Source organism: Psychroflexus sp. MBR-150, from assembly GCF_053628795.1.
The window spans coordinates 147,726-172,834 of record NZ_JBRJHB010000002.1; the positions used below are offsets into that span (position 1 = coordinate 147,726).

Genomic DNA, 25,109 nt, shown 5'->3' on the forward strand with positions numbered 1-25,109 from the left:
TTTAACGTTTATTTATGATTAATTTTTTGAGAGGTAAGTTGGTAGAAAAGTCGCCAACACAAATAGTTGTTGACTGCCATGGTGTAGGTTATGAAGTTAATATCTCATTGTATTCATACGGAATGTTGCCTAAAGATGAAGCTATAAGCATTTACACCTTTCTACAAGTTCGTGAAGATGCTCAAATTTTGTATGGGTTCATGGACAAATCTGAAAGAGATGTTTTCACTAAACTCATCAGTGTTTCAGGAATTGGTGCTTCCACTGCCCGAATGATGTTTTCGTCATTATCACCTGAAGAAGTAGTTAATGCCATTGCAAATGGAGATGTTGACACCATAAAAAGCGTTAAAGGCATAGGTCTTAAAACAGCTCAAAGAGTTATTGTAGATTTAAAAGATAAAATCACAAAAGTTGATATTGCAAATGAAGTTTTACCGATTCAAAACAATACACATAAAGATGAGGCGTTATCTGCATTGGTAACTCTTGGGTATTCTAAAAAACAAGCTGAAAAATCTGTTCAGAAAATACTAAAAGATGACCCTGAGGCTAGCATAGAAAATATTATAAAAACAGCGCTTAAAAACTTATAAATAAGTTGAAATTACATCAAGGATTTAATTCAATTTTTACGTCAAAAAAAGCTATAGTTCTCATCGCATTGCTTATGAGTGTTTTAGGCTATTCTCAAGATGAAACCCCAACAGATACGACTAAAACAGGCTATAGCTTAGGCAATATTAAAATGCCAAACCCACAAAGCATAGAATCGAAATATACCTATGACCCCATTTTAGACCGATACATTTATACAGAAAAAATTGATGACATCAATACCATCTATCCATTAGTCCTAACCCGAGAAGAATATCAAGACTTGGTGTTAAGAGAAAAAATGATGTCATATTTTAAAGAAAAAAGTGACGTAGTAAAAGGACGTGATGAAGAAAATCAAGACGATTTGTTACCCATTTTATACGTCAATAACGATTTTTTTGAAACCATTTTTGGTGGTAACCAAGTAGAAGTTAATCCTCAAGGTTCAGTGGGAATTGATATGGGAATTCTTTACTCTAAACAAGATAATCCTACATTATCTCCTAGAAATCAAAGTAACCTTTCATTTGACTTTAATCAAGCTATTAGATTAAGTTTACAAGCAAAAGTTGGAACAAAGCTAACCGTAGATGCACAATTTGACACCGAATCAACTTTTGATTTTCAAAATCAAATCAAATTACAATACACACCAGATGAAGATGATATTTTACAAGACATTCAAGTCGGTAATGTCAATATGCCACTAAATTCATCCTTAATTCAAGGCTCGCAAAGTTTATTTGGTGTAAAAACAAAATTTAAATTTGGAAAAACAACCATTACAAGTGTGTTTTCAGAAATGAATTCAGAACGCCAAAACGTAAGTGTTGAAGGCGGTGGAACAGTAAGAGAATACGACAAATTTATTTTAGATTACGATGAAAATCGACACTTTTTCTTAGCTCAATTTTTTAGAGATGAATATGATAGAGCTTTACAGAATTATCCTTTTATCAACTCAAGAGTGCAAATTCAGCGTGTGCAAATTTGGGTAACCAATCGGACAAACAATCCACAAACCATAGCCAATGCTCGAAATATTGTAGCCATTCAAGACTTAGGTGAATCTGAACCAGACAAACTAGGCTTCTTTTTAGATGATAATGGAAATCCTATTCCGCCACCTTTAGCTAACTTTTTAAACAATCCAGGTAATTTTCCCGATAACCCAAACAATGACTTTAACCCTTTTGGAATCGGCTCGGGTTCCAATTCAGTTTTAACGGAGCAAATTAGAGAAATCGCAACAGTAGGTCAAGGCTTTGGATCAGCTTCAAGTTTTGTTCAAGAAGGCAGAGACTATGGTGTTTTAGAAAATGCTCGAGAATTACAACCCAACGAATATACTTTAAATAGAGAATTGGGCTATATTACTTTAAACCAACGTTTATCAAACGACGAAATTTTGGGTGTTGCGTTTCAATTTACTACTAATGGAAAAGTCTATCAAGTTGGTGAGTTTGCTAACGATGGTATTGATGCTTCTCAAAATATTCAAAATCCTAACCAACAAGACCAGCAAATTGCTCAAAACCAAGCTTTGGTGGTTAAAATGCTAAAAAGTCCCGTGACTAATGTCAACGAACCTATTTGGGATTTGATGATGAAAAACTTTTACAACTTGAATGGTTCAAACCTTGAGCAAGACGGGTTTAAGATGAATATTTTATACACAGATCCACAACCTTTAAACTTTATTAACCCAGCACCTGGTGGAAGTTTGGCTTTGCCCGATGGTGTAGCAGACAAAAACCTATTAAGTGTATTTGAACTTGACCAACTTAATGCTAATCAAGACCCTATTAGCACTGGTGATGGCTTTTTCGATTTTGTGCCAGGAATTACTATTGATACCCAAAATGGTGTCATAAAATTTACAAAAGTTGAGCCTTTTGGTGAGTTTCTATTCAACAAACTGGATAACACGCCCAATTCTGGACCAGAAGATTACAACGACCCTACAACTTATAATGACAATCAAGACTTTTATGTATTTCGTTCATTATATACAACCACAAAAACTCAGGCTTTACAAAACGAAGCTCAAAAAAATAAATTTCAAATTAAAGGACGTTACAAGTCTTCGGGTCAAAACGGCATTCCTTTAGGGGCATTTAATGTCCCTCGGGGTTCGGTTACAGTAACAGCAGGCGGACGAACTCTACAAGAAGGCGTAGATTATGTTGTAGATTACGAGTTGGGTAGAGTTCAAATCTTAGATGACGCACTTTTGGCATCCAATACACCAATTCAAGTTTCAACAGAAAACAATGCTCTTTTTGGGCGACAAACCAAACGGTTTACTGGCATTGATGTGCAACATCAGTTTAGTGATAAGTTACTTTTAGGGGCAACTTTTTTAAACTTAAACGAAAGACCATTAACTCAGAAAGCTGATTTTAATCAAGAGCCGATCAATAACACGATTTACGGGTTTAACTTTAATTATAACACTGAAGTGCCTTTTTTCACAAGACTTGTCAACAAGCTACCAAACATAGATACAGATGTGCCATCAAACTTATCGTTGAGAGGCGAATTTGCTTATTTAAGCCCAGGTTCACCAAAAGCTGATAATTTTAATGGAGAAACTACATCTTATGTCGATGACTTTGAAGGCTCGCAAACTTCAATTTCACTACTTAATCCTGACCCTTGGAAGTTGGCAAGTGTTCCAATAGGTTTTCGTGGACCAAACGATATTAATGGGTCATTTGAAACCAATAACGATATAAGAATTAATGATTTTAGAGCAAAATTAAATTGGTATTCTATAGATCCTATTTTTTACAGCACACAAAGACCAGCTGCCATTTCCGATCAAGATTTGTCTGATTATAAAACGCGAAGAATTTTAGTCAATGAATTGTTTCCTAATACAGATATCGTAACAGGTCAGATTCAAACCATTTTTACCCTTGATTTATCTTTTGACCCAACTCGACGTGGAATGTTTAATTATAATTCTGCTGCTGCAAATAATAATACCTTGCCAAATCCAGAACAAAATTTTGGTGGTATAATGCGAGGGCTTCAAACTACAGATTTTGAACGTGCCAATGTCCAGTTTATCGAATTTTGGGTAATGGATCCTTTTATTTATCCAGAAAATGCTGGCAATAATGGTGGCCAAATGGTTTTGAACTTAGGAAGTATCACAGAAGATATACTTAAAGATGGTAGAAAACAATACGAAAATGGCTTGCCAGAAGATGGTGGCGAAGCCAATACCATAACAACAGAATTTTCTAAATTACCAACCGAACAATCTTTAGTTTATGCTTTTGATACAGATGGTCAAGAAAGAACCAATCAAGATGCAGGTTTTGATGGGTTAAACAATGCTCAAGAAGCCCAAAAGTTTACAAACTTCGCAAATTTAAACGATCCATCAAATGATGATTATATTTATTATTTAAATCGTGATGGAAATATTGTAGAACGTTACGAAAATTATAATGGAACTCAAGGTAATAACATAACCGAAGTTTCTCAAAACAATAGAGGAAATTCTGCATTTCCTGATGTTGAAGATGTCAATAGAGATAATACGATGAACACTATTGATAGCTATTTTGAATACAAAGTCCCTGTATTTCCTAATATGAGTGTGAATAACAATACCAGTACACAACCAGGTATTAATCAAGATTATATAACCGATGTGAGAGAAACAACAGCAACACTTCCCAACGGCGAACAATTGCCAGTAAGGTGGGTTCAATTCAGAGTTCCTCTCAATACAAGTCAAGAATTTGCTGTAGGTGGAATAGCTGATTTAAGATCGGTTAGGTTCATGCGGATGTATCTTACCGATTTTGATAGAAAAATACATCTAAGACTTGGATCATTAGACCTTGTTAGAGGTGATTATTTAACCTACAAACAACCCATTTTGCCAAATGGATCAGATCCTGAAACCAACGGTTCAACCTCCTTTAGTGCACAATCAGTAAGCGAAGAAAATACCACCGAATATGTTTCGCCACCAGGTGTTGTAAGAGAAGAATTGGTGAACAATAACCAAAGTGTAAGAGAAGATGAACAGTCTTTAGCTTTACTGATAAACAACTTAGAATCTCAAGACTCAAGAGGCGTTTTTAAAAATTTTAGAGTTGATATGCGTCAGTATGAAAACTTAGAAATGTTTTTACACGCACAAGCTTTACCGCCACCTGCTATTCAGCTACAAGATAATCAAATGGTAGCGTTTATTAGAATGGGATTAGATTTTACAAACAACTATTATCAAATAGAAATCCCTTTAAAAGTTAGTGAAGGTGGTGATTTTACGCCACGTGGTGTTTGGCCTTTAGAAAATGACCTTAATTTGCCATTGAATTTGCTTCAAGAAATTAAAGCTTTAGTAATTGGTAATGATGCTTATAGCAATTTAGAGCTTAACTTTTTTAATGAAAACTTAGAACCTGTTACTGGCACTGAACAAACCGAAGACTTAAGAATTGGTATAAAAGGAAACCCAAGTTTTGGTGACATAAGAGTGTTGATGTTAGGGGTCAAAAACCAAACTGCTCAAAACATATCAGGTCAAGTTTGGTTTAATGAATTGAGATTATCTGGCTTACAAAATCAAGGCGGTTGGGCAGGTCTTTTAAACTTAGATACCAACTTAGCTGATTTTGCTACGATTACTGCTACAGGAAGGCAAAGCACAATTGGTTTTGGTAATATAGAAGATGGTCCTAATCAAAGAAGTCGAGAAGATATTCAAGAATATGATGTTACAACTGGTATAAATGTTGGGCAGCTTTTGCCACAAGATTGGGGTATAAAAATCCCATTTTCTTATAGCCGTGGTGAAACCTTAATCACACCACAGTTTGATCCTGTATTGAGAGATATAGAGTTAGAAACCTTGTTAGACAATGCACAAGACCAACAAACAGAAGATGAATTGAGAGAAAGAGCCGAAGATTATACAAGGCGTCAAAGCGTGAGTGTTATTGGGCTGAGAAAAGAAAGAACCAATACCACAAAGACCCCGATGCCTTATGATGTTGAAAACTTTGCCTTTTCTGGTACTTATAATCAAATCGATCATAGAGACTTTGAAATTAAAGAGTCTGTAGATCAAAGCGTTGACGTTAATGCTACATACAATTATGCTTTTCCGCAAGTGAAAGTTGAACCCCTAAAAGACAACGAGTTTTTGAAAAAAAGTCCGTATTTTGATTTGATAAAAGACTTTAATTTTAATGCATTACCAACTAGCGTTTCTGCTAGCACAACAATAAACAGACAGTATAGTGAGCTACAATTTAGAGAGTTTAATTTACCCGAAGGCAGTTTAGGTTTACCAAAACTTTATCAACGCAATTACTTTTTTGATTGGCAATTTGCATTAGATTATCAATTAACAGAATCTTTGAATTTTAATTTTAGCTCGAGTCAAAATAGAGTCATTCGAAATTTTATTGATGAAAACAATCAACAAGATGAAAGTGTAGGAATTTGGACTGATTTTTTTGATACAGGTATTCCTAATAGACATTCACAAGCCTTGCAGATTAATTATAATTTGCCTTTTAACAAAATACCAGCACTAAAATTTGTCAATGCACAATATTCATATACAGGAAATTTTTTATGGCAAAAAGGCTCTGAAATTTTAAGAGACTTAGAAGGAATACCAGATTTGGGTAACTCTATCCAAAACTCTTCTCAACATCAAATTAATGGAAATTTAAGTATGGCGACATTTTATGATTATATCGGTTTAAAGAAAAAGGGACAAACTGATACAAACCAAAGATTAAACAATCAAAGAAGTCGTCGTCAAAGAGGTCAGCAACCCAATCAAAATCAACAACCCCAACCACAAAATACAGATGGTGATGATGACAATGGTTTTGGCATAGAGCTTTTAAACACAGGAGTAACAATACTAAGAGCATTAGATAATGTTCAGTTTAATTATTCAGAAAGTCGAGGAATATTTTTGCCAGGATATACTAACAATGTTGGTTTTGCTGGTACGCTAAAACCTACTGCTGGATTTGTCTTTGGAGGACAAAGAGATATCAGAGAAATAGCAGCGAGAAAAGGTTGGATAACGCTTTTTCAAGATTTTAACGATCAATATACTCGAAATCTCACAGAGCAATTAGACTTACAAGCTGGTTTAAAACTCCTGCCAGGTCTGACCATAGATTTATTAGCCAATAGAATGTATATGGATACCTATACTGAAAACTTCAAAGTAGATCCAGAAACACTTCAATATCAATCTTTAACGCCTAATTTGTTTGGCAACTTCAATATTACTACAAATTTAATTAGAACCGCTTTTGAAACATCAACCGCAGAAAACTCACCTACATTTCAAGAATTTAGAGAAAATAGATTGGTTATTGCTAGAAGATTAGCTTCTCAGGCAGGCATAAATCCTGATAATCCTGATAACTTAGATGAAGATGGCTTCCCTAAAGGTTTTGGCAAAACCAACCAATCAGTGCTTTTGCCAGCATTTTTAGCAGCTTATACTGGACAAGATGCATCATCTGTCAAGCTTGGTGCATTTAGAGATACGCCAATTCCCAACTGGAACATAAAATATACTGGACTTATGCGTATCAAATGGTTTCAAGATAATTTTAACAGGTTTTCTATTGAGCATGGTTATATATCAAATTACACTATCAATCAATTTCAAAATAACCTTGAATATGACCGCATTGACCCTTTTGGAGAGTTTAATAAAGACCAAAACGGCAATTTTATCAATGAACTTTTAATTGGAAATATAAATCTTTCAGAACAATTTTCACCATTAGTAAAAGTAGATTTTGAGATGAAAAATTCTATAAGTATATTAGCAGAAATTAAAAGAGATAGAGTTTTGTCATTAAGTTTTAATAATAATTTACTCACAGAAATGCAAGGTGATGAATACAGATTGGGTTTAGGCTACAGGATAAGAGATTTACGCATTGTTACAAAATTTGAAGGAAATAGGCGAGTGCTCTCCAGTGATTTAAATCTAAAAGCCGATGTTTCTTTTAGACGAAACGAAACTATTATAAGAAGCCTTGACGTGTTAAACAATCGCACAACTTCAGGACAAGATATTTGGACTATCAACTTTACAGCAGATTATGGGTTGACAAGAAATTTAAATGCCGCATTCTTTTACGACCATACTTTTTCTCAAAATGCCATATCGACTATTTTTCCTCAAACCACTATCAGAACTGGAATACGCTTGACATATAACTTTGGAAACTAAACAACCTTAAAATATATAAAATGAAAGTACCAGAAAATTTAAAATACACAAAAGACCACGAATGGGTTAAACTAGACAAAGACATCGCCACAGTTGGTATTACTGATTTTGCTCAGAATGAACTTGGAGATATTGTTTATGTTGAAGTTGAAACTATTGATGAAGAACTTAAAAGCGAAGAAGTATTCGGAACTGTAGAAGCGGTTAAAACAGTTTCAGATTTGTTCATGCCTCTATCAGGAAAAGTAATAGAATTTAACGAACAACTAGAAGACGAACCAGAATTGGTAAACGACAAACCCTATGATGAAGGATGGATTATAAAAATAAAACTAAACGACTCTAACCAAATATCTGACCTACTCACAGCCGATGAATACCAAAAACACATTGAAGGTTAAGCTATCTCTTTTTTTTGCTGTAGCTTTTAGTCTCCTTATATTGTTTTTATCACTCATCAATCAGAGTAAGTTAGAAGTTATTAACCTTAAAATTAATGATAAAATTTACCATACATTATCATATTTATTGATGATATTCTTATGGTTAATATATTTTAAGTATAAAAATAAATCTATTCAAAATAAACTAAAATTTCTAATAGCATCACTAATATTAACGTTTGGTATCATTATTGAGGTTATGCAATTGGTATTAACAAATTATCGAAGTTTTGATTTGTTAGACATCTTAGCAAACGCTTTAGGTATAATGTGCGGTTTGATTTTATTTTTACCTATTGAAAAATATTTTATCAATAAAAACATTTGATATTTAGAAAAATAAATATAATTTAGTAATCTCAAATTAAAAATTTATGGAAACTAAAAAAAATCCAGACAAAGACCTTAGGAATAAAAGCTTACTGTTTTTTCAGATTGGTTTAGCACTTATGCTATTAATATCTTGGAGAGCAATTGAATGGAAGACTTACGACAAGGAAGATATCGATACTGGAGTTGTAAATTTAGACATGCTTGAAGAAGAAGATGTGCCGATTACAGAAATGCAAAATAAACCGCCACCGCCACCGCCACCACCGCCACCAGCTCCTGAAGTTATTGAAGTTATAGAAGATGACTCTGAAATTGAAGAAGAAGTTATTGAATCTACAGAAACTACAGAAATGGAAGTGGTAGAAGTAGAAGATGTTCAAGAAGTTGAAGAAGAAATAGGTGATGTTCCTTTTGCTATTATTCAGCAAGTGCCAATTTTTCCAGGTTGCGAAAATGCCAAGGACAAAAAGAAATGCATGAATGAAAAAATCAGCAAGTATGTCGATAAAAATTTTGATAGAAGCTTAGGCTCAGAACTTGGTTTAACAGGTAGAAATAGAGTAAGTGTTCAATTTAAAATCGATAAAAATGGAGACGTGGTTGACGTTAAAGCTCGTGGACCTCATCCAAGATTAGAGCAAGAAGCTATTAGAGTTATCAAAGGACTTCCCAAAATGATACCTGGCGAACAAAGAGGCCAAAAAGTTGGTGTACTTTATGGCTTACCAATCAACTTTTTTGTTCAAGAATAACTTTAAATATAATGATAAATTATTAACCTAAGCCCTGAATAGGCTTAGGTTTTTTTATAAACGACTTTGACTTATAATTCATTAAATTTGACCAATCTAAAAATAAAATGAAACTACTACTCAATCTTTTAATCATTATAGCTATAACCTTTACTGCAAAAGCACAAGATACATCATACCCAATATTTGAAGAATGTAGCGAGGTTGATCAAATTCAGCTCCAAAAAGAATGTTTTGAAACTAATTTTAATAACCATTTAAAACAGCTTTTAAAAAACACATCTAATGATAGTTTACCAAAATCTCAAAAAGTTTCTTTGATATTTGATGTTGATAAAAATGGTAAATTCAATCTTATCTTTATAGATGCTGATAGTCAAACAGTAAAACAGAATTTTGAAAAAGCCTTTGACAGTTTGCCAAAAGTAAAGCCAGCTAAAACTTATGGTAATCCTAGCTTTATGCAATTTAGTGTTGATTTGATTTATCCCTTTCATAAAAATGGTTTAGATAAATCTGCAATTTCTTCAACTCACCCACAAATAAAACCTCAAGAAACACAACTTTCTGAGTCTTTAATAAAGGCAAAACAAGAATTTGAAGCGGTAGATAATGAAACAAAAAAATATGATGCTGAGTTGTTTTCTAGTTATGCTTATATCCCATTATCTCACGAAATCTACAATCGTTTTGACAGAGAAATGAATTTAATAGGAACAAATTCTCATACTTCACAAAAACCGTTTACCTACAAAGATGTAAAGCCATATTACGATTTTAAAGAAAAAAACAGCGATTTAGCTTTTAATAAAAACTCTTGGTTTGGACGAAAACTTTTTGATGAACATCTCGCCACAGTCAGTGGTAATAATTATTGGCTTGCCTTAGATTTTGGGGTTGATTTGCAATTAGGAAGAGATACAGACAACAGTCTAAACACTTACAACAACACGAGAATAGGATTTGTTCAAGGTGGTGTTGGAAATAAACTAACATATTACGGTGCTATCTTTGAAAGTCAAGGTCGTTTTGCTGATTACTATAATCGTTTAGCACGCTCAAGAGCACCAATAGATGGTAATCCAGCTATTATACCAGGTCGTGGAGTGGCTAAAAAATTTAATTCTGATGCCTTTGATTACCCTGTAACAGTAGGCTATATCAATTACCGTTTCAATGATAATTTTAATATTCAGTTAGGCAATTATAAAAATTTTATAGGTGACGGCTATCGGTCTTTATTTTTAAGCGATAACGCAAGTCCTTATCCATACGTTAAAGTCGATGCCAAATTTTGGAAAATCAAATATACCAATATTTGGATGCAAACTAGAAACACTAACTTATTAACTGAGAGCGAAGCCTATCAAACTAAATTTATGGCCATTCATCATTTGAGTTATAACGTCAATAAAAGGCTTAACATTGGCTTGTTTGAAGCTGCTATTTGGGATAATGAAAAAGAACGCGGCTTTGATATCAGCTATCTCAACCCCTTATTGTTCTATCAAATGGTTGAGTTTTCTACAGGCACTGAAGGTGGTAAAGTTATGGTTGGAGCTAACTATAAATACAAATGGACAGACAATATTTATTCTTATGGACAATTGCTTATAGATGAACTTTCGTTTAATGATGTTTTTGATGGCAACAATAGTTTTAAAAACAAATTTGGATTGCAGCTTGGGGTTAAATATTTTGATGCTTTTAAAATTAAAGACTTTGACCTTCAATTAGAATACAATCAAGTTAGACCTTTTACATATTCGCATAATAAAATTAGCACAAATTATACCCATAACGGTCAATCTTTAGCTCATCTTTGGGGTGCAAATTTTAGGGAAATAATCGCTATTGTACGCTACCGCAAAAACCGTTGGTTTGGTCATACCAAATTGATATTTGGCGAGCGTGGTTTTGAACCCGAAGCTGATCTTGATCCTTTTTACGGTTCAGATTTGTTTGGAACAGAAGATAACTTGTTTAGTGAAACGGGTAATACCATTGGCCAAGGTAATCGGGTCAATTCATATTATGCCGAATTAGAAGCAGGCTATCTCATCAATCCAGCAACAAACTTTAAGGTTTACCTAAACATTATTGGTCGTGATTTTAATGCAACTATACAAAACGACAGAACTTTTGATAACAATACAGCTTGGGTCAATTTTGGTTTAAGAACCGATTTGTTTAATTGGTATTTTGACTATTAATGTTTTTAAATTTTATGTTAGACAAAATTATTTTATCAAATATCAGAGTATATGCCTACCACGGTTGTCTTGATGAAGAATCTAAAATTGGAAGTAATTACAGAGTTGATGTAGAAGTTGATGTAGATTTGGAGCTGTCTTCAAATTCAGACAAGCTAAAGGATACTGTAGATTATGTGATTCTTAATCAAATAGTAAAACAAGAGATGTCTATTCCTTCAAAACTATTAGAACATGTTGCTCAAAGAATTAATAGTAGAGTTTTCAAAGAATTTTCGAAAGTTAAACGTATAAAAACACAAGTCGCAAAACTTAATCCACCGATTATAGGTGATGTAGAATCTGTCAGTGTAAAAATGATAAAACGTAGAGAATAGTCTTTATTTTATTATAAAATAACTAAATTTGCAAATCCTAAAAGGTGTCGTGGCCGAGTGGCTAGGCAGAGGTCTGCAAAACCTTGTACAGCGGTTCGAATCCGCTCGACACCTCTAACAAAAACACACTTAACCCTGATGTCCAATACATTTGGGTTTTTTGTTTTTCTCTCTTGACCTACATTATTGCTCAAATATCGAAAATTTAACCCAAATTATTCATTGAAACATAATCTTTCATAATTGAGCATTTTTCGTCATTATTCAATAGAAAATTTCCTTTGAATAATTCGGGCTAAACAGTTTTTTAAACTTTTAAGTCAATGTCTTAATTTCAGAAATCATTTTTTGGGCTAATTGATCAGCTTCATCTTGCGTTTGGGCTTCGGTATAAACTCTAATAATAGGCTCGGTATTTGACTTTCTTAAATGTACCCAAGAATTTTTAAAATCTATTTTCACACCATCTATTGTTGTAAGTTCTTCATTTTGGTATAATTTTTCAACCTTTTTAAGGATTTGATCAACATCAATTTGTGGGGTTAATTGAATTTTTTCTTTAGCCATAAAATAGCTTGGATAAGTTTTTCTCAGTTCAGAAACCTTCATTTGTTTTTGACTCAGGTGTGATAAAAACAAAGCTAAACCCACTAAACTATCTCTGCCATAATGCAAGTTAGGATAAATAATTCCGCCATTGCCTTCGCCGCCAATTACCGCATTGGTGTCTTTCATTGTTTTGACCACATTAACCTCTCCAACTGCACTTGCTGTATAATGACCGCCGTGTTTCTCAGTCACATCTCTCAAGGCTCGAGATGAAGATAGATTGCTCACCGTATTGCCTTTTCTTCGAGACAAAATATAATCTGCAACGCTCACCAAAGTGTATTCTTCGCCAAACATCTCGCCGTTTTCATCCATAAATGCCAAGCGGTCAACATCTGGATCAACAGCAATTCCAAAATCTGCATTTTCTTTAATTACGGTTTTAGATAACTCGGTTAAATGTTTTTTAAGCGGTTCAGGATTATGTGGAAATTGACCTGTTGGTTCACAATATAATTGAATAACTTCTACGTTAAGTTGCTCTAAAAGTGGCACAATAGAAATTCCACCTGTAGAATTGACAGCATCCAAAACCACTTTAAATTTTTGAAGCTTGATATCTTTGACTAAAACATCATCTAAATTTAAAATTTCTTCAATATGTAAGTCGATATAAGAATTGTGATTTGTTCTTTGACCGAGATGTTCAACTTTTGAAAAATTATAATTTTCGGCTTCAACCAAGTCAAGTATGGCTTTACCTTCTTTGCCATCTAAAAATTCACCTTTTTCGTTAAGCAATTTTAAAGCATTCCATTCCACAGGATTATGACTTGCGGTGATGATAATGCCACCGTCGGCATGTTCGAGTTTTACCGCCATTTCAACGGTTGGCGTAGTTGATAGTTCTAAACTAACCACATCAATACCCAAACCTTGTAAGCTGTTGATAACGAGTTCTTGTATCATTTTGCCCGATGGTCTGGCATCGCGACCTATAACCACTTTGTAGTTGTCTTTTTTGCGATAAGATTTTAGCCAAGTGCCATAAGCAGCAGCAAATTTAACCGCATCAATCGGTGTTAAATTATCACCAACTTTACCGCCAATAGTACCTCTGATTCCTGAAATAGATTTGATTAGTGTCATAAATTAAATTAAAAAAAGAATTGATTTTCTAAAACTTACTCAAAAATACATAAATTATAAGGATGATACATTAATTTGTTCTACTTTTAAACTATGAATTATTTGGCTCACATATATCTTTCTGGAAAAAATGAAGACATCAGAATCGGTAATTTTATCGCTGATTTTATTTATGGAAGTCGATATCAAAATTATTCTACCAATATTCAAAAAGGCATACTTCTTCATCGTGCTATTGATACTTACACCGATGCACATCCTATTTTTAGACAAAGCAAAAAACGATTATTTTCTGAATTCAGACATTACAGCAGCGTGATTGTCGATATGTTTTATGATCATTTCTTAGCTAAAAATTTTGACAATTATTCTTCAGAAGATTTAACTCATTTTGCCACATCTTTTTATAATTCTTTAGACAAAAGGCGTAAAGAATTACCTAAAAAAGTGAATCAAATTCTTCCTGTGATGAAACAATATAATTGGTTGGTAAGCTATAAAAACACTGATGATCTTAGAGATATTCTCAATCAAATGAATCATAAAACCAAGTTCAAAACACAGCTGGATGATTCTGTAGATTTATTGATTGAACATTATGATAGTTTTGAAAATGAGTTTACACAATTTTTTAGAGAAATTCAAAACGAGCAACCTAAAATGCTTAAATCTTTAGAAAAATAAGTGACAAAAAGAGATAAATATTCTATAAATGATTAAAAATATGTGAATTATTAAATCGAACTCACCTTTTAAACAATTACCCGAACATCCATAATCAGAGTTTATTTGATATCATAAAAATTTCACTTATTAGCATATTGATAAAAGAACTAAGAAAAACCTTACCTTTGCAAAAATTTTAAAATTCCATGTCGAATATTGTTGCTGTTGTTGGTCGCCCAAATGTAGGGAAATCCACGTTTTTTAATCGTATGATTCAAAGGCGTGAAGCCATTATTGATGCTGAAAGTGGCGTAACACGCGACCGTCATTATGGAAAATCTGAATGGAATGGCAAGGCCTTTTCATTGATTGATACTGGCGGTTATGTAGAAAACAGCGATGATGTGTTCCAAAATGAAATCGATAAACAAGTGCATCTCGCCATTGAAGAAGCCGATGCCATTATATTTTTAGTTGATGTTCAAGAAGGTCTCACTCCTATGGATGAAGATGTGGCTAAAATTTTAAGAAAAGCTGAAAAACCCGTTTTTCTTGCTATCAATAAAGTTGATAGTAGCAAAAATATTCAAGATGCTATGGAGTTTTACGCCTTAGGTCTTGGCGAATATTACAATATTTCTGCCATCAACGGCAGTGGCACGGGCGAATTGTTAGACGACTTGGTCAAAGCACTTCCTGAAGAAGAAATCAAAGAGGAAGAAAGTTTACCCAAGTTTGCCGTTGTTGGCCGCCCAAATGCTGGAAAATCTTCGTTTATCAATGCCTTGATTGGAGAAGAACGCTACATTGTTACTGATGTTGCTGGAACTACGCGTGACTCTATTGACACTCACTACAATCGTTTTGGTTTTGATTTTAATTTGGTCGATACCGCTGGTATTAGACGAAAAGCTAAGGTGAAAGAAAGCCTTGAGTTTTACTCGGTAATGCGTAGCGTAAGAGCTATTGAAAGTTCTGATGTATGCTTAGTGCTTGTCGATGCTCAACGTGGTTTTGACGGACAAGTGCAAAACATTTTTTGGTTGGCTCAGCGGAATAAGAAAGGCATCGTAATTTTAGTCAATAAATGGGATTTAGTCGATAAAGAAACCAACACTTTAAAACAGTTTCAAAACCACATTCTTCAAAAAATTGAACCTTTTACCGATGTGCCAATTGTTTTTATTTCAGTCATTAACAAACAACGTATTTTTAAAGCTATTGAAACAGCAGTTGAAGTTTATCATAACAGAAGTAAACGCATAAAAACCCGTAAACTTAACGATGTTTTATTGCCTTTGATTCAAAAATTTCCACCGCCTGCAGTGAAAGGTAAATATGTAAAAATAAAATTTATCACCCAATTACCCACACATCATCCGCAGTTTGCATTTTTCTGCAATTTACCGCAATACGTCAAAGAGCCTTACAAGCGTTTTCTTGAAAATAAAATCAGAGAAAACTTTGATTTTAAAGGCGTTCCTATAGATATTTATATGCGTAAGAAATAACACTGAATGTTATTTTAAATGTCTCTAAAATGTACAGAGTTCTTGAAATACTTGCCTGCCACGTCGGTATTATAATACCTTAATTAACCAAATTAATCATTTTAATTGGCATAACTTTAGAATGTGATTTTGGAAACCAAAATGTTAAGTTTCGATACAAAATTCGTATCAGAATTTCATTCAAATTGACTCAATTTGGTTGAATTGATATCAGGTTAATTGTACGTTTTTAGATTGAAATAGAATATTTTATAAACTATTATAAATCAAATATTTATATTTTAGTGTTTAATTGAAAACAAAATGCTATCTCACAAAAACTGGTTGGTTTTTGTTTTTTGTTTCAGATTTGCTGAAAGCATAGTTATCGTCATTAAATTTTAAAATATCTTCGTAACTAGGATTGTCAATTTTTGCGAGATGTTTGGTCATTAAGCCTCTGGCTTTTTTGGCATAAAAACTGATCACTTTGAGTTTACCGTTTTTATAATCTTTAAAAACAGGTTCAACCCATTGTCCTTTCAATTTTGATTTTTGAATAGATTTAGAGTATTCTTTACTCGCTAAATTAACAACCAATTCATTTTCTTCTAATTCATTATTAAGTGTTTCTGTTAAGGTTTCTTTCCAAAATTCGTATAAATTTTTGGCGTTTTCAACTTCTAATGACGTTCCCATTTCAAGTCGGTAAGCCTGTATTAGATCTAAGGGTTTGAGCATGCCGTAAAATCCAGACAATATTCTTAACCTATCTTGCAAACGATTGATATCACTTTTCGATAATTGGTAAGCATCTATACCGTCATACACATCGCCATCAAAGGTGTAAATTGCGGGTCTAGAATTTTGAGGCTGATGATTTATAGAAAAATCTTGAAATCTTGTGTGGTTTAATTCAGCTAATTTGTCACTGATTGACATTAAATCTTTTAAATCATTTTTGGAAGATTGTTTTAAAACCTTATGTATTTTTTCAGTTTTATCTAAAAACTGTGGTGTTGTATAGTTTTTTGTCGGTAAATCTTGTTCTAAATTTAAAGATTTAGCAGGAGAAAGTAATATTTTCATAATCGTTTTTGATGTAAATTTAATAGAAAAACAGCATCAAAACGATTTTGTTTTATAGAAAATTAAGATATTAGAATAGGGAAATCTAATGATCTTAATGTTTAGCGTGTTTTGCATAATTTCGCCACTTGTCAATACAAGCTTGCATATCATCAGGCAAGTTTGTTGAAAATGATAAATATTCACCTGTTTTTGGATGTTCAAATCCTAAGGTTTTAGCGTGAAGTGCTTGTCGTGGCAAAACTTTAAAACAGTTTTCTACAAATTGTTTGTATTTTGTGAAGCTAGTACCTTTTAAAATTCTGTCGCCACCATAGCGGGAATCGTTAAACAAAGTATGGCCAATGTATTTCATATGAACACGAATTTGATGGGTTCGCCCTGTTTCAAGTTGACAAGACACCAAAGTCACATAGCCGAAACGCTCAATAACTTTGTAATGTGTGATAGCCGGTTTGCCATATTCAGCTTTATCACTTTCATAAACTGTATTTTGTAATCTGTTTTTGGGATGTCGCCCAATGTTGCCTTCTATTGTACCTTCATCATCTTTAACATCGCCCCAAACTAAAGCCACATATTCGCGTTGACTGGTTTTGTGAAAAAACTGTTTGCTGAGATGCGTCATAGCTTCTTCGGTTTTGGCCACCACCAAAAGTCCGCTGGTTTCCTTATCAATGCGATGCACTAAACCTGGTCGGTTTGAGCTGTTGTTGGGTAGGTTATCAAAATGATATACCAGTGCATTAATCAACGTGCCTGAATAGTTGCCATGCCCTGGATGAACTACCATTCCTGCTTCTTTATTGACCACCAACAAATCATCATCTTCATAAACAATGTCAATAGGAATATTTTCGGGTTCTAATAAATTTTCATAAGGTGGATAAGACATTAAAACCTTGACTTCATCGCCAGCTTTAACTTTATGATTGGGTTTAACGGTTTCTGAATTGACAAAAATATTACCCGATTTTGCAGCTTTTTGAATTTTATTTCTTGAGGCATTTTCAATAAAATTCATCAAAAACTTATCCACTCGTAACGGCTCCTGACCTTTTGCAGCAATAAAATGATAGTGCTCAAAAAGATCGTCGTTGTTTTCGTTTTGATTGTCATTCATCATCATTTGAATTTTATCTAATTTGATTCTGAATAATCTAAACTCCCATCGCCTACAACAATATCTACAACACTAGTTTTTTTAAGTTTATCGCCTGGTTTTAATGTTTTGTCTTGATGTTTCAGCTCTAAAACTACATCTTTTGCAATGTCTGGTTTTGTAGTAATTTCACCAATTTTAAATCCTAAAGATTTTAAGGTTGGCAAAACTTGTCTTTTGGTATTTCCGATGATGTTTTCTGGAATGCTCACTAAAGCGTAATCTTTCGGATTTATGGTCAAATATATTTTACGGTTTTCTTTGACCGATTGACCTGGTTTGGGATCTTGTTCTACAACAGAAAACGAGGGATAATCTGGATTGTAAGCGGTTGAATCCATAATGACATACCTCAAATTGAGTTGGTCTAATTTTTTTTCAACAATATCCATTTCTAATTTACTCAAATCTGGAACTTCTATATATTCATCATGGTTGGTGTAATAATTCAGCCAATAGAACAAGCCAATGATTAAAACGATAGTTAGGATTACAGCTAAAACTAGATTTTTTAAAAACGTTTTACTGAATAAAAAATTAAAAAAACTCATATTTTAAATTATATAAGGCAAATATAGTGAAATGAAGTTATGAATGATTTTTGATTCTATCGAAAATAAAAATCTCAAGATCTGATTGAGGAATTTACAAGGATCAGGTTTAAATCTAATCATATATTTATTATGCGTGCATAATTATTGTTAGAATTTAACTGATTTTAAAAACCTAAATATACTTACATTGCATTTTCAATTCAATAAAATATGTATCAATCACAAATATCTGGAGTAGGCAAATACGTTCCTGAAAACGTTGTCACCAATCACGATCTTACAAAAATTATGGATACCACTGACGAATGGATCCAAGAACGCACAGGCATAAAGGAACGAAGACATATCAAAAAAGGCGACGGCAACACCACGGCGGTTATGGGATACAAAGCTGCAAAAATCGCACTTGAACGTGCAAATATTGATAAAGACGATATCGACTTTATTGTCTTTGCTACACTAAGTCCAGACTATTATTTTCCTGGTTGCGGAGTTCAAGTCCAAGATATGCTTGACATATCAACTTGTCCTGCTTTAGATGTCAGAAACCAATGTAGCGGATTTGTTTATGCTTTATCTGTTGCCGACCAATTTATCAAAACAGGGATGTATAAAAATATTCTTGTCATTGGAAGTGAAAATCACAGCGGTGGATTAGATATGACCACACGAGGTCGAAACGTTTCTGTGCTTTTTGGAGATGGTGCTGGTGCTGCTGTTTTAACCCGATGTGAAAACAAAAACAAAGGTGTTTTATCTACACATCTACATTCTGAAGGTAAGTTTGTTGAAGAGTTATCGCTAATTGGACCGAGCACAAAATATTGGGTGCCTGAAATAATTAAAGAAAATCCACAAGAAAATATTCCGTATTATCCACAAATGAATGGTCAATTGGTGTTTAAAAATGCTGTTGTAAGATTTTCAGAAGTCATCAACGAAGGTTTAGCTCATAATAACTTATCGGCTAAAGATATTGATATGTTAATTCCGCATCAAGCTAACTTGAGAATCGCTCAATTTATTCAGAAAAAATTTAAGTTGAGTAACGACCAAGTGCACAACAATATTCAAAAATACGGCAATACTACTGCAGCATCTATACCTATTGCTCTTACAGAAGCTTGGGAAAACAATAAGATAAAAACAGATGACATTGTAGTTTTAGCAGCTTTTGGAAGTGGTTTTACTTGGGCAAGCGCCATCATAAAGTGGTAAACAAAAAACCCTTGATGATATTATCAAAGGTTTAATGTTAAAAAAATTGTATCTATTAAAGGCTAATTCAAATAAATGCAATGTCTTATTATATGAAACGATTTTTATTGAAATAAGTTACTTTTATTAACAATATTTAACCTGATATAATATCAATTTAACTTTTTTTTATTTCTTAATAATTTCTTAGGTATTAACAAAGGTTATACATCAAACAAACAAAAACATAATTAAATTTGCACAAATTTTTCACTTATGAAATGTAAAATCAAAACACTAATTGCTATTTTTATAGTGATATCAGCAATGACTTCTTGTAGCGATGATGAAGCTGGTCAAATTATAGACAATACACCTTCAATTTTTGAAATTATTGCAGAAAGCCCAAACCATAACACCTTAGAGCAATTACTAATTGATACACAACTTGACCAAACTATAGATAGTGGTGTCTTTACCATTTTTGCTCCAACAGATCAAGCCTTTCAAGCTTTAGATATAGCAAATCTTAGCAATGAAGAGATTTCTCAAATTTTACTCAATCATGTTTTGAGTGGCAAAGCAGAATCAACAGACCTTGAAACAGGATACGAATTTACCAATGCCACAGAATCTATAACAGGTGATTCTGATTTTTTGAATATTTATGTCAATGTTGATGCTGGAATAAGCTTAAACGGTTCATCAAATGTTACAGAACCAGACATCAATGCCTCAAATGGTGTGGTGCATGTTGTAGATCAAGTTATACCACAGCCAAGTATTGTAACTTTTTTGAATGCTGACAACAATTTTTCAACATTAGTATCGGCTTTAACTCAAGAAAATCAACCAGATTTTATCAGCACCTTGAGCAGCTCAGACAACCCAGCTCCATTCACACTATTTGCTCCTAACAATCAGGCTTTTGAAGACTTATTTGTAGAGCTTGAACTTGAGTCACTCATGGATATGGATGCCAATACATTGACTTCAACACTAAACACACATATTGTGGCTTCAAATGTTATCAGAGCCGAAGATTTTTCAGCCAATACTACTGTAGAAACATTAGGAAGTAGTTTTAATATTGATGCATCTACCGATACTATTACTGATCAAAGTGGTAGAAATATCAACATTTTCATCACAAATATACAAGCCACTAACGGGGTAATGCATGTTGTAGATAAAGTTATTTTACCTTAATTTTTTATCGGAATAGATAATTCTAATACCATTTTCTGGTAAATAATTTGAATAAAGTTTTTAAATCAATACTGACAATAAATCTGATTTTTTCGTCATAATTTTCCTGAAACTCCCAGCCTTGACTTGAATAAACGGGAAAATATAGTTCAAAATAATCTTCTACAAAATTTAATCGTATCCCTGAATCGTATAAGAATTTGGTTGACTCATATTTGTTACCTACAAGACCGGCATCACCGTAAACAAAAATCCAATTCCAAATCGTAGTGCTTGTATTGAGTGTAGTTATCCATTTGTTAGCAAAACTAGGTTGCAATTTAGATTTAAAACCACCATCTGCCATAATAAATTGTTGGCTAAATAATCCACTTTCTTCACTACGACCGTAATAATTTAGATCAAACATATAGTCTGAAGGCCGATCTAAAGCAAAGCTAAAAAAGTCAGAATCACGGGTGTCATTAAATAAGAATGTTCCTAAAAACAATCTCATATTAATCTGTCTATTGTTTTCATAAAGTCTTCTAAAAGTAGCAGTTGCAAATACTTTACTGAACTTTTGAGCGATTTCATAATCGATTGAAGCCACAAAAAATCGATCTAAATTTTTATTTTGATAAGTATATCTTGCATTAAAAACATTGTAATCTGGATCATCAACTGTATTGCTGATATCCTTATCCCGACGAACATTTACAGAACGAATGGTAAAATACTGTCGTTTATTGCTTCTACGGTCTTTATTATTGCGATACATTAGGGTTAAAAATCCTGAATAACGCTCATAAAACAAATCATAGTTATAAGAAAAACGCGATCCATTTGCACCCATAGTGATTCCATATAAATCTTGATCATATTGCCAAGATGTATAATTAACAGACAATGAACCAACTATCGAATTGCTTTTCAATCCATATTTAGGTTTAATTTTGTATTCTAAAGGCTTAGGCAAAACGCTACCATTAAAAAATTTAGGTCCAATAGAAACGCCATCATAAATATTGTATGAAAATTCTGGTATAGCAAAAACTTGATTATATTTTGGGTTTTCTATATCATCAAAAAGTTTAAATTGAATGGGTTTACCTAATAATTTTGTGATGGGTTTATAGTTGTTTTTTTGGTTAACTTCTGGAATAACACCATCATAATTCAAAGCTAAACGGTCGGCATTTTTTCTAGCTACCGTAATTTCGGCTATGCTATCAAAGGGTTTAACCCATAATTTATCTAAAACATTTTTATCTTTTAACCAAAATAAAGATACGGGAACTTTTGTATTGTTGATGTTTGATATTTGTATTTTCAAGGAATCATCGTCTCGTCTTAAAGATTTGAATTTAAAATCAATAGGGCTTTTTAAATTGATATAATCTTCAAAAAACCAATCTATATTTTTTGAAGTGTTTTGGCTGAGGTGATTTCTAAAATCCTCGACTTGAGAAAACTTAAGTTTTTGTTGTTTATAAAAAGATTGTATTCCATTTTTAATCTCTTCATTAGAGGTGTAATGTTTTAAAAAATTTATCCCCAATCCTGCTTGATAAGGATTGGCTATTTTTTGATTAAATCTAATCAAAGAATCTTGTGGTGTATTTAAAGATTGCTGGATATTGTTGCGTGTTACATTTTTATATAAAAAATCATATTGATAATTAAAGTCTAAATCGGCTACGTGAAACCACTTGATAACATAAAAATCACTTAGCTTACCAAGCAATTTCATTTCAGGATAATAGGTGTTGACATAATCTATCATCAACCCGATTTGGATGGCATCTATAATCCATTTATCTTCTCTAGTGTTGATAAGAATAGTGTTTTTTAAATACTTTGCAGTTACGGCTTTCATCAATTTTATATCATATTGAAATCCGTCAGGAAATGGACGAATAAAATCTGGTAATTGGTTTAACCCATATACTGGGGCGATTTGATAATCTTCTTCGGATACCAATATATTTTCAAATGGATATTTGCCTAGGTTTTGATTTAAAAACTCTAAAACTCTATAAGAAATAATAGATTTGACTTCGGGCTGAAGGTCATCTGAATCGATATTGGTGATCAGCGTCGAAAAATCTGTTTGATTGATGTCAAAATCTGAAATTTGTTGTAAATAAATATCCGTGTCAACAATCTTTTGTTTTGGAAATTCGTAAATGTTTTGATTGTTAGATTTGTAAACAATTTCATCTTTTAAAGAGGAAACTAAATTATAAGATGAAGGCATTTTGAATTTTAACTTTAAATCTAAAACTTGTTGTGGCATATCAAAAAGCCGTCGATGAGAATATATAAACCATCGATCTTTATAAAATGCAGGTTTTAATAGCCAATATTTTAGCTTTAGTTGATCGCCATCAACCCCAAAATTGGTGAATTTGGCATCAGGTACTTTCACAAAATACGAAATGTTTATTTTGTAAGACTCTTCATTTTGTAAGGTCTTATCAAGTTTTATTTGAATAACATCAGGATATTTGCTTGGTCGTTTCCAAATTAATTCTTTTTCATTATGGTTGAGGCTTTTTATCAATGTTCCACCGCGTTCTTCTTCTCCTGCAAAGTGAAATTTTCTCACAAACTCTTCTGAAAAACACTGCCCTAAAGCACTTTGTTTATCAGAAAAAGCATTAACCCAATCGTATAAATAGATATATTCTAAAGGCTTTCCTGTTTCATTTTTAAAATTTATCTGCTGTTGTATCGATAAGGTTTTGGCATCATCCAACAAAGTAGCTTCAACTTGCATCTCGTGTTGTGAAAATGCAATAGAAGTAATACCAAAAAAGAGATATAAAAATTTGAATGTTTTCAATGTAAGACTACAAATTTTAAAGCATTTCCTCGGTTGGCTTTCAAAATATAAATGCCATTTGACAAATCATCCATAGAAATGCGCATTGTTGATTTCAAAACGTCTAATGTTTTCATTTGTTGTCCAAGAGTGTTGTAGATATTGAGCTGTTTTATTTCAGATATATGAGTGGCTGAAATTTCTAAAAATAAAGTATTGTCAACAATATTGCCTTCGGGTAATTTGAATATACTTGAATCAGAAAAATGGATTGTGTTCAGAAAATTTTGTTCAAATTCTAAATCCATCACAACAGGCAAGTGATCACTCATATTCCAAAGTAAATTTCTGATGTTTTGAGAAAAAATCCCTGAACAAGTTGTGTCGTTTACATTTTTATTAAAACAATTACTATTATTACCAAAAACTTGATAAGTGCCATCAATATAATGGGCTTGGTTGTTGACATCTAAAAAATTTCCAGAAACAAATATAAAATCAAAACGATCATCTAATCCACCGCCAGCACCAAAACCGTTAAAGTTAGAGTTGCTTACTCTTGTGCTTTGTGAATGCACATCAGAATATGTAGAATTGATATGCCAATCGCCTAATTGATTGACGGGATCGTGCATAGGTATAATAGTATTTCCAATAAATAATTGCTGAAATCCACTTTCATTGGCAGTGTAAAAATTAAAATCTCCAGCCAAAATCACATTGGCATTTGCACTTAAATGGGCATTGATATAATTAGTAAAATCTAAAGCCATATCAAAACGAATTTGCTCGTTAGAATCACCTTGACTGGCTTTAAAATGTGCTACAAAAAAATCAATAATTATCGGGTTGGTTTGATTTTGATCCGTCAAAGCTTTCAACTGATATCGATTGATATCTCGTAGCGAAGTTTGAATGATATCCGTTAACTCTAAACCAAATTTTTGTGTATTATAAAACAGCAATTGATTAATCGTACCACCACTACCCGAAGTATTAAAAACAAAAGGTGCAGCAGCATAAATATTTTGCGTATCGTTTAATGCTTGGTTGAGAATTAGATCAGCTCCATTTTGGTTTTGTAGTTCTGCAACCATAAACACATCAGGTTGCACTTGGTCTATTATATCTTTTAAAATCAATTCCCGATTATCAGGTGGTGCTTCAGGAAAATCTAAAAGATTGTAAAACATAATCTTAGCTGTGTTTTGAGACCAAGCGGTCAAAACCCAAAACAGCATCAAACCAACATATATCACACTTCGCATTTC

The 25,109-nt window shown here is 32.9% G+C and carries 17 protein-coding genes and 1 tRNA gene; 12 read left to right on the forward strand and 6 right to left on the reverse strand.

From position 1 onward, the window contains the following. Window positions 1-14: 14 nt before the first annotated feature. From ruvA to ACSSV5_RS01860, 8 genes are all read left to right on the forward strand, one after another. Window positions 15-596, forward strand: a complete 582-nt coding sequence (gene ruvA, locus ACSSV5_RS01825) for a Holliday junction branch migration protein RuvA (RefSeq protein ID WP_211065530.1) — start codon at window positions 15-17, stop codon at window positions 594-596. Between the two features lie 74 nt (window positions 597-670). Then, complete coding sequence (sov, locus tag ACSSV5_RS01830; protein WP_454244583.1) at window positions 671-7,849, forward strand: T9SS outer membrane translocon Sov/SprA; 7,179 nt, start codon at window positions 671-673, stop codon at window positions 7,847-7,849. 20 nt (window positions 7,850-7,869) lie between these two features. Next, window positions 7,870-8,250 carry a glycine cleavage system protein GcvH gene (gene gcvH, locus ACSSV5_RS01835; protein WP_211065531.1) on the forward strand — a complete coding sequence of 127 codons (381 nt, stop codon included), beginning with the start codon at window positions 7,870-7,872 and terminating at the stop codon, window positions 8,248-8,250. Continuing rightward, entirely contained in the window at window positions 8,222-8,620 is a 399-nt protein-coding gene (locus ACSSV5_RS01840) for a VanZ family protein (protein ID WP_211065532.1), read from the forward strand. Before gcvH ends, ACSSV5_RS01840 begins: the two co-directional genes overlap by 29 nt. Window positions 8,621-8,666: 46 nt before the next feature. Next, on the forward strand, window positions 8,667-9,377 hold the full coding sequence (locus tag ACSSV5_RS01845) for an energy transducer TonB (RefSeq protein WP_454244530.1): 711 nt from the start codon (window positions 8,667-8,669) through the stop codon (window positions 9,375-9,377). Between the two features lie 107 nt (window positions 9,378-9,484). After that, the gene (locus ACSSV5_RS01850; protein WP_454244531.1) at window positions 9,485-11,590 is read left to right on the forward strand and encodes a gliding motility protein RemB; all 2,106 of its coding nucleotides are present in this window, start codon (window positions 9,485-9,487) and stop codon (window positions 11,588-11,590) included. 14 nt (window positions 11,591-11,604) lie between these two features. Next, the gene (folB, locus tag ACSSV5_RS01855; RefSeq protein ID WP_211065535.1) at window positions 11,605-11,967 is read left to right on the forward strand and encodes a dihydroneopterin aldolase; all 363 of its coding nucleotides are present in this window, start codon (window positions 11,605-11,607) and stop codon (window positions 11,965-11,967) included. Between the two features lie 43 nt (window positions 11,968-12,010). Next, window positions 12,011-12,081 (forward strand) — tRNA-Cys (locus tag ACSSV5_RS01860). 201 nt (window positions 12,082-12,282) lie between these two features. Here ACSSV5_RS01860 and glmM read toward each other — a convergent pair. Further along, on the reverse strand, window positions 12,283-13,665 hold the full coding sequence (glmM, locus tag ACSSV5_RS01865; protein WP_454244532.1) for a phosphoglucosamine mutase: 1,383 nt from the start codon (window positions 13,663-13,665) through the stop codon (window positions 12,283-12,285). Window positions 13,666-13,758: 93 nt separating this feature from the next. Between glmM and ACSSV5_RS01870 the strand changes: the two genes are divergently transcribed. Beyond that, window positions 13,759-14,349 (forward strand): acyl carrier protein phosphodiesterase, encoded by a 591-nt coding sequence (locus ACSSV5_RS01870; RefSeq protein ID WP_454244533.1) that lies wholly within the window; start codon window positions 13,759-13,761, stop codon window positions 14,347-14,349. A gap of 188 nt (window positions 14,350-14,537) precedes the next feature. Beyond that, entirely contained in the window at window positions 14,538-15,842 is a 1,305-nt protein-coding gene (der, locus tag ACSSV5_RS01875) for a ribosome biogenesis GTPase Der (RefSeq protein ID WP_211065538.1), read from the forward strand. 306 nt (window positions 15,843-16,148) lie between these two features. Here the strand turns inward: der and yaaA are convergent, their stop codons facing one another. The 3 genes from yaaA to ACSSV5_RS01890 all read right to left on the reverse strand — a co-directional run bounded on the left by yaaA (window position 16,149) and on the right by ACSSV5_RS01890 (window position 18,623). After that, window positions 16,149-16,910 (reverse strand): peroxide stress protein YaaA, encoded by a 762-nt coding sequence (gene yaaA, locus ACSSV5_RS01880; RefSeq protein ID WP_211065539.1) that lies wholly within the window; start codon window positions 16,908-16,910, stop codon window positions 16,149-16,151. Between the two features lie 94 nt (window positions 16,911-17,004). Continuing rightward, window positions 17,005-18,036 carry an RluA family pseudouridine synthase gene (locus ACSSV5_RS01885; protein WP_454244534.1) on the reverse strand — a complete coding sequence of 344 codons (1,032 nt, stop codon included), beginning with the start codon at window positions 18,034-18,036 and terminating at the stop codon, window positions 17,005-17,007. A gap of 14 nt (window positions 18,037-18,050) precedes the next feature. After that, the gene (locus ACSSV5_RS01890; protein WP_211065541.1) at window positions 18,051-18,623 is read right to left on the reverse strand and encodes a PASTA domain-containing protein; all 573 of its coding nucleotides are present in this window, start codon (window positions 18,621-18,623) and stop codon (window positions 18,051-18,053) included. Window positions 18,624-18,836: 213 nt separating this feature from the next. Between ACSSV5_RS01890 and ACSSV5_RS01895 the strand changes: the two genes are divergently transcribed. Together ACSSV5_RS01895 and ACSSV5_RS01900 are read left to right on the forward strand one after the other, a co-directional pair. Continuing rightward, complete coding sequence (locus tag ACSSV5_RS01895; RefSeq protein WP_454244535.1) at window positions 18,837-19,844, forward strand: 3-oxoacyl-ACP synthase III family protein; 1,008 nt, start codon at window positions 18,837-18,839, stop codon at window positions 19,842-19,844. 255 nt (window positions 19,845-20,099) lie between these two features. Further along, on the forward strand, window positions 20,100-21,032 hold the full coding sequence (locus ACSSV5_RS01900) for a fasciclin domain-containing protein (RefSeq protein WP_454244536.1): 933 nt from the start codon (window positions 20,100-20,102) through the stop codon (window positions 21,030-21,032). A 22-nt stretch (window positions 21,033-21,054) separates the two neighbouring features. Here ACSSV5_RS01900 and ACSSV5_RS01905 read toward each other — a convergent pair whose 3' ends face one another. Then, the gene (locus ACSSV5_RS01905; protein ID WP_454244537.1) at window positions 21,055-23,859 is read right to left on the reverse strand and encodes a metalloprotease; all 2,805 of its coding nucleotides are present in this window, start codon (window positions 23,857-23,859) and stop codon (window positions 21,055-21,057) included. Next, the gene (locus ACSSV5_RS01910) at window positions 23,856-25,106 is read right to left on the reverse strand and encodes an endonuclease/exonuclease/phosphatase family protein (RefSeq protein ID WP_454244538.1); all 1,251 of its coding nucleotides are present in this window, start codon (window positions 25,104-25,106) and stop codon (window positions 23,856-23,858) included. Before ACSSV5_RS01910 ends, ACSSV5_RS01905 begins: the two co-directional genes overlap by 4 nt. Window positions 25,107-25,109: the final 3 nt, after the last annotated feature.

What these genes read in the sequence shown, in the direction of transcription:
- ruvA (WP_211065530.1), top strand. Translation starts at nt 15, where the DNA reads ATGATTAATTTTTTGAGAGGTAAGTTGGTAGAAAAGTCGCCAACACAA.
- sov (WP_454244583.1), top strand. Translation starts at nt 671, where the DNA reads ATGAGTGTTTTAGGCTATTCTCAAGATGAAACCCCAACAGATACGACT.
- gcvH (WP_211065531.1), top strand. Translation starts at nt 7,870, where the DNA reads ATGAAAGTACCAGAAAATTTAAAATACACAAAAGACCACGAATGGGTT.
- ACSSV5_RS01840 (WP_211065532.1), top strand. Translation starts at nt 8,222, where the DNA reads ATGAATACCAAAAACACATTGAAGGTTAAGCTATCTCTTTTTTTTGCT.
- ACSSV5_RS01845 (WP_454244530.1), top strand. Translation starts at nt 8,667, where the DNA reads ATGGAAACTAAAAAAAATCCAGACAAAGACCTTAGGAATAAAAGCTTA.
- ACSSV5_RS01850 (WP_454244531.1), top strand. Translation starts at nt 9,485, where the DNA reads ATGAAACTACTACTCAATCTTTTAATCATTATAGCTATAACCTTTACT.
- folB (WP_211065535.1), top strand. Translation starts at nt 11,605, where the DNA reads ATGTTAGACAAAATTATTTTATCAAATATCAGAGTATATGCCTACCAC.
- glmM (WP_454244532.1), bottom strand. Translation starts at nt 13,665, where the DNA reads ATGACACTAATCAAATCTATTTCAGGAATCAGAGGTACTATTGGCGGT.
- ACSSV5_RS01870 (WP_454244533.1), top strand. Translation starts at nt 13,759, where the DNA reads ATGAATTATTTGGCTCACATATATCTTTCTGGAAAAAATGAAGACATC.
- der (WP_211065538.1), top strand. Translation starts at nt 14,538, where the DNA reads ATGTCGAATATTGTTGCTGTTGTTGGTCGCCCAAATGTAGGGAAATCC.
- yaaA (WP_211065539.1), bottom strand. Translation starts at nt 16,910, where the DNA reads ATGAAAATATTACTTTCTCCTGCTAAATCTTTAAATTTAGAACAAGAT.
- ACSSV5_RS01885 (WP_454244534.1), bottom strand. Translation starts at nt 18,036, where the DNA reads ATGATGAATGACAATCAAAACGAAAACAACGACGATCTTTTTGAGCAC.
- ACSSV5_RS01890 (WP_211065541.1), bottom strand. Translation starts at nt 18,623, where the DNA reads ATGAGTTTTTTTAATTTTTTATTCAGTAAAACGTTTTTAAAAAATCTA.
- ACSSV5_RS01895 (WP_454244535.1), top strand. Translation starts at nt 18,837, where the DNA reads ATGTATCAATCACAAATATCTGGAGTAGGCAAATACGTTCCTGAAAAC.
- ACSSV5_RS01900 (WP_454244536.1), top strand. Translation starts at nt 20,100, where the DNA reads ATGAAATGTAAAATCAAAACACTAATTGCTATTTTTATAGTGATATCA.
- ACSSV5_RS01910 (WP_454244538.1), bottom strand. Translation starts at nt 25,106, where the DNA reads ATGCGAAGTGTGATATATGTTGGTTTGATGCTGTTTTGGGTTTTGACC.